Genomic DNA, 5,355 nt, shown 5'->3' with positions numbered 1-5,355 from the left:
GCTTCGGCTGCCGCCTTGGCCGCCGCTTCGGCTGCCGCCTTGGCCGCCGCTTCGGCTGCCGCCTTGGCCGCCGCTTCGGCTGCCGCCTTGGCCGCCGCTTCGGCCGCCGCCTTGGCTGCCGCTTCGGCCGCCGCCTTGGCCGCCGCTTCCTCTGCCGCCTTGGCAGCCGCTTCGGCTGCCGCCTTCGCTGCCGCTTCCGCCGCGGCCTTGGCCGCAGCGGCAGCCGCACCGTCGCGGATGTCCGGTATGGTGCCTGGCTGGAACATGCTGTTGGCCACGTTTACCGAGCCGGTGAGGGCCGACAGCCGCGCCGGACCGCTGCTCGCAATGGATGTGCCGCTGGCGGCCGTGATGGAACCGGCCTGCGCCAGCACGCCGATGCTGCCTGCGGTGCTGGCCAGTATGCCGCCCAACTGCACGCCGGTACCGGCGTCCAGGCTGATATCGTGCGTGGCCAGCAGTTCCGATGACCCGGCCAGCGTGATGCCAGTGCTGGCCGCCAGATTGATACTGTCGGCGGCAATCACGTGGCTCACCAGTACCGGGCTGTGCGCCGTCAACGACACCGCGCCGGCCAGCGCGCTCAGGTTGCCTGTGGTGTGGATGCCGCCCACGTTGTCAACCACGATGCCGCCGCCCGAAGTGGTCAGGTTGCCCACGCCCAGCTCGTCGCTGCCGCTCAGCACATTGCGCAGGCTGATGCCGCCGCTGCCGCTGTTGCTGCCGCTGAAGTTGCGCACATGGTTGGCGCTGTTGTCCAGCGTGGTGCCGCTGGCCGACACGGTGTGCAGGCTGCCGGTGCTGAGCGCGCCGCTCTGCGTGATCTTGCCGTTTTGCGCCGTCAGCGAAACCGCTTCCAGCGCCGACAGGGAACCCACCACCAGGTTGCCGCTGGCCTGGTTGATGATGATGTTGCCCGGCGTGGCGATGCTGCCACCGGTCTGGCTGAACTGACTGCCGACCGCCAGCGTACCCAGCCCGCCGATCGCGCCGCCGCTCATGCTGAAAGCGCCCGCCGCCAGGTTGCCGCTGCCGCCCAGGGTGCCGCCGGTCTGCGTGTAGCCGCCAGTGGCCAGTGCGCCGCCCAGGTTCAGGCTGCCGCTGTTCAGGCGCACCATGCCGCTCAGCGCAGAGGCGTCGCCGCCGTGCTGGCCCAGCGTCAGTGCGCCGCCGCTGATGGTCAGGCCCTGGCCGCCGCTGCCGGTCAGGCTGCGCAGGAAAGTGGCGCCGGCGTCGTAGGTAACCACGCTGCCGCTGCCGCCGGTGAGCACCACGTTCAGCACATTGCTGGCGTCCGGTACGGCGCCGCCGTACCAGTTGGCGCCGTCGCTCCACAAGCCGCTGGCGCCGCCGATCCAGCTAACCGACTCAAGCTGGGTGATGTCGGCCGTCAGGCCCGGCACCGACAAGGTGTAGTTGCCCGCGTCGCCGCCAGCCAGCGCCAGCCCGGTCACGGTCACCGCCTTGCCGCTGCCGGCGTGCCTGTCGCTGTAAGCGGCAGTGCGGCCGCTGGTGTTCAGGGCCACCACGTCGTTGCCCATCACACCGCTCAGGCTGCCGCCTTCGACATAGGCGGCGGTGCCGCCGTTGTAGACGCGGTTGTTGGCCACCATGCCGCTCACCGTCAGCGCCGCCGGCGTGATGCTGGCGCTGGCGCCTATGCTGGCGGGCGACGTGCTGACGTAGTAGTTGCCGCCGTCGGCGCCGCCCACGCCCACCGAGTTGACGGTAATGGTCTTGCCGCTGCCAACGTTCTTGTCGGCGAACACCGCGCTGACCGGGCCCAGCGCCACGGTGTCGCCGCTGTACACGCCGCTGAACACGGCGTTGCTCAGCTGGGCGGCGTTGGTGCCGTCGTAGACCCGGCTCACGCCGCTGGCCGACACCAGGCCCAGGGCTGCCGGCGTGATGGTGCCCAGCGCCGTCGTGTACGGCAGATAGTTGCCGGCATCGGCGCCGCTCAGGGTCAGCGCCACGGTGATGGGCTTGCCCTCGCCCGCGTTCTTGTTGTTGAAGGTATAGCTGCCACCGGCCAGCACCGCGCCAACCTGGTCGCCATCGATGCCGGCAGCCGTCAGCGTGCCGCTGATGCTGGCGGCCAGCGTGGCGTCGTAGACCCGGGTCACGCCGCTGATGCCGCTCACCGTCAGCGGTGCGCGCTTGATCTCCGCGCCGCCGCTGCTGGCAGTGCCCAGCACGTAGTTGGCGGCGCTGGCGCCGCTCAGCTGGCCCTCGCTCAGCGTGAGCGGCTTGCCGCTGCCGGCGTGCTTGTCGGCGAACAGGGCCGAGAAGGTGGCGGCCACGTCGTCGCCGGCCACGGCGTTGGCAAAGGTCACCGTCTGGTTGGCGGCGGCCAGGGTCAGCGTGCCGTCGTACACCTTGCTGCCGCCCACCTGGGCCAGCAGGGTGCGCGGTGTGATGCTCAGCTGCGCGCTGCCGGCATAGCTGATGTCGTACTTGGTCGACCACAGCCCGCCAACCGCGTAAGTGCCCACGTTGCGCGCGCCGGCCCAGCCCAGGCTGCCCTGCGTGGCGGTGTCGCCGTCGATAAAGCCGGCGCCGCTGCTGGTGCCGCCGAAGACGGCGCCCAACGTGCCGTCATAGACCCGGCTCTGGTCGCCGCTGACTGTCACGGTGAGCGGTTTGAGCAGGCTCTTGAGCAGCGGCGTGGTGTAGCCCTCATAGATGCGCCACACCGGTCCGTCGCTGAAGTTGAAGCCGGCGAAACTCGATTGCTGCATCATCTGCGCCGGCGTCAGCGCCGTGGCGCCAGCGGCGTCGGCGCTGGTGCCGGCCTTGACGGCGTCGAAGTAGCCGTGCGTCACGCTGCCGCTGCTCAGTTGGCCGACCAGGCCACCGACATGGTCGAAACTGCCGCCCGTGATGGTGCTGCTGCTGAATGCATTGGTCACGCTGCCGGCCAGGTTCTCGCCCAGCAGCCCGCCCATATTGTCCGCCGGATTGATCAGGGCGGGGGCGGCATGCGCGCCGACCGCGCCGCTGGCGTACACATTCACCATCGTGCCGTTGCCCGCATAGCCGGTGCTGTTGCGCCCCGCCAGGCCGCCCACGTTGCGGCCGCCCAGCACGCTGCCGGACGCATACGACGCGCTGATGGCGCCGCCGGCGTTGTCGCCCACCAGGCCGCCGACGATTTCGCCGCTGGAGCTAACCGCGCCGGTGGCATAAGAATTGTCGATGCTGCCGTTGCCTTGCGCGCTGGAATAGTTGGCGCCCACCAGGCCGCCGGCATAGCCCTGGCCGGCGGTGGTCACGCTGGCGCTCGAGTGCGAACCGCTGATGGCGCCGAAGTTGTAGCCCACCAGGCCGCCGATATTGGAGGCGAACTCCGGCGCGTAGCCGCCGTGCACCGCGCCGCTGCTGCTGGCGTTGACGAGTTGCGCGCCGCTGTAGCCGGCCAGTCCGCCCACGTTGCCGATGCCGCTCACCGCTGCGCTGCTGTGCACGTTGAACAGGTGGCCGCTGGCGCCGCCGGTGGCGCCCACCACGGCGCCCACGTTCTTGCTGCCGGTCACGCTGCCGCCCGCCAGCGTCAGATCGCTGATGCTGCCGGCGAAATAGCCAAACAGCCCCACGTTGTCGATGCCGGCGCGGTTGATCACCAGGCCGTTGATGCTTTTGCCGTCGCCGTCGAAGGTGCCGCTATAGGCGTAGTCGCTATTGCCGATGGGCGTGAAGCCGGCGCCGCCGTTCCAGCCGCTGGTGCCGCTGGCATCGATAGTGTTGTCCAGCACGTAGGACTGCGAATTGGGCAGGCTGGCGACGCCCTGCAAACCGTAGACGTCCGCCAGCGCGTAGGGCGTGTCGGCGCTGCCGTTGCCGCCGCGCGCGCGCAGGAAGGAGCCGCCGCTCAGGCGGAAGTCGCCGGCGCTGAAGGCCGGCAGCGTGCTGGTGTTCTGGCTCCAGTTGCCGGCCAGCAGGTTGAAGGTACCGGCCACGGCAACGCTGCCGGTGGCGGTAATCTCGCCCGGCGCGCTCAGCGTCAGCTCGCCGGTGGCAAGCGCAGCCTGGATGGCGATGCCGCCCCGCGCGCTCAACACCAGTTTGTTGCCAAAGGAAATCGGCGCGCTCATGACGAGGTCGCCTGCACCGCTGTGCCCGGCGCCCACCGCCACTTGCAGTTCGCCCGCCTGCACCGAGGCCAGGTCGCCGCTGGTAAGGGCCAGCGTATCGGCCGGGTTGCCGGTGGCGCCCAGGTTGATGGCGTTGTCCGATTCCAGCAGCACCGATGGCCCCGACAGGGTGCCGCCGGACAAGCTCATCTTGCCGCTCTTCAGCGCAATGCTGCTCTGCGAAGCGATGGCGCCGCTGTTCGTGATGCGGTAGTTGCCGTTGCGCTGCGTGGACAGGCTCACCGCGCCGCCGGCGTTGACCGTGCCGCTGACGGTGAGATCGCCCGTGGCTGCAGTGGCCGTGAGCGTGCCGCCCGCGCTGCTGCTGCCCAGGTTGATGCTGGCGCCGCTCAGCGTGATATTGCCGCTGCCGGCGTTCAGCGTGGCAGTGCCGGCAATGCTGTTGCCGCTGTTATCCAGCGTGATGTCGGTGGCGGCCAGCGCGCCCAGGCTTTTCACCGTCAGGCCGTCAACCGGGCTGGTGGTTTGCACGATGGCGCCGCCGGCATGCAGGTTGAGCGCGGCGTTGGGCGCCGCGATGGCCGCCTTCAGGTTGATATTCTTGTCCGCGTTCAGCGTCAGGCTGTTGCTGGTGGACCAGGCCAGCGGGCTGATGACGTGGATGGAGCCGTCGCCGGTGCCGGCCGCGTTGGCGGTCTGGATGGTGACGTCGGTGGTGAGCAGCGTGTTCTGCAGCGTGCCGGTGGTGAGCAGCGAGTCGCGCACCGCGCCGGCCGGCAGGAACACCCCGGCCGCGCCGCTCAGCTGCGGCGCGTCGCCCAGCATGCCGCCATAGGAGGCAGTGGCGGCATCGGCGGCTATGTAGATGTCGGTCGGGTCCAGCAGCAGCGTGCCGGTCTTGCCGCCCGGCGCCTGGGCGCGGGTATCGACCCTGGCTTGCATGTCCAGGTAATGGCCGGAGGTTTCCACCAGGCCGCCGTTGCCGCCGGCCTGGCCGCCGCGTGCCGACAGGCTGCCAAAGACGCGGGTGTCGCCGTCGCTCCAGGCGATGATCTTGCCGCCGTCGCCCTGCCCGGTGGCGTCGGCGCGCACGCTGGCGTCGGCGCCGATATGGGTCTGCTGCGCATGCGGCACCGCCGCGTTCTTGCCTTGGTAGTCGCCGCCGATCAACACCGTGCCGCCGCCGGCCGCGCCGCTGGCGTCCACCGCCGCGTCGCCGGTCAGGCCCACGCGCTCGCCCAGCAGCTGGATCTCGCCGCCC

1 protein-coding gene is annotated in these 5,355 nt (G+C 70.4%); it reads right to left on the bottom strand.

All coding sequences use genetic code 11. From position 1 onward, the window contains the following. Positions 1-5,355: beta strand repeat-containing protein (locus tag AC6H42_RS24875; protein WP_497549191.1), on the bottom strand; the 5,355-nt coding region annotated here is incomplete at both ends.

Source organism: Massilia sp. NBRC 108631, from assembly GCF_059704565.1.
This window is presented reverse-complemented; position numbering and strand designations above follow the sequence as displayed.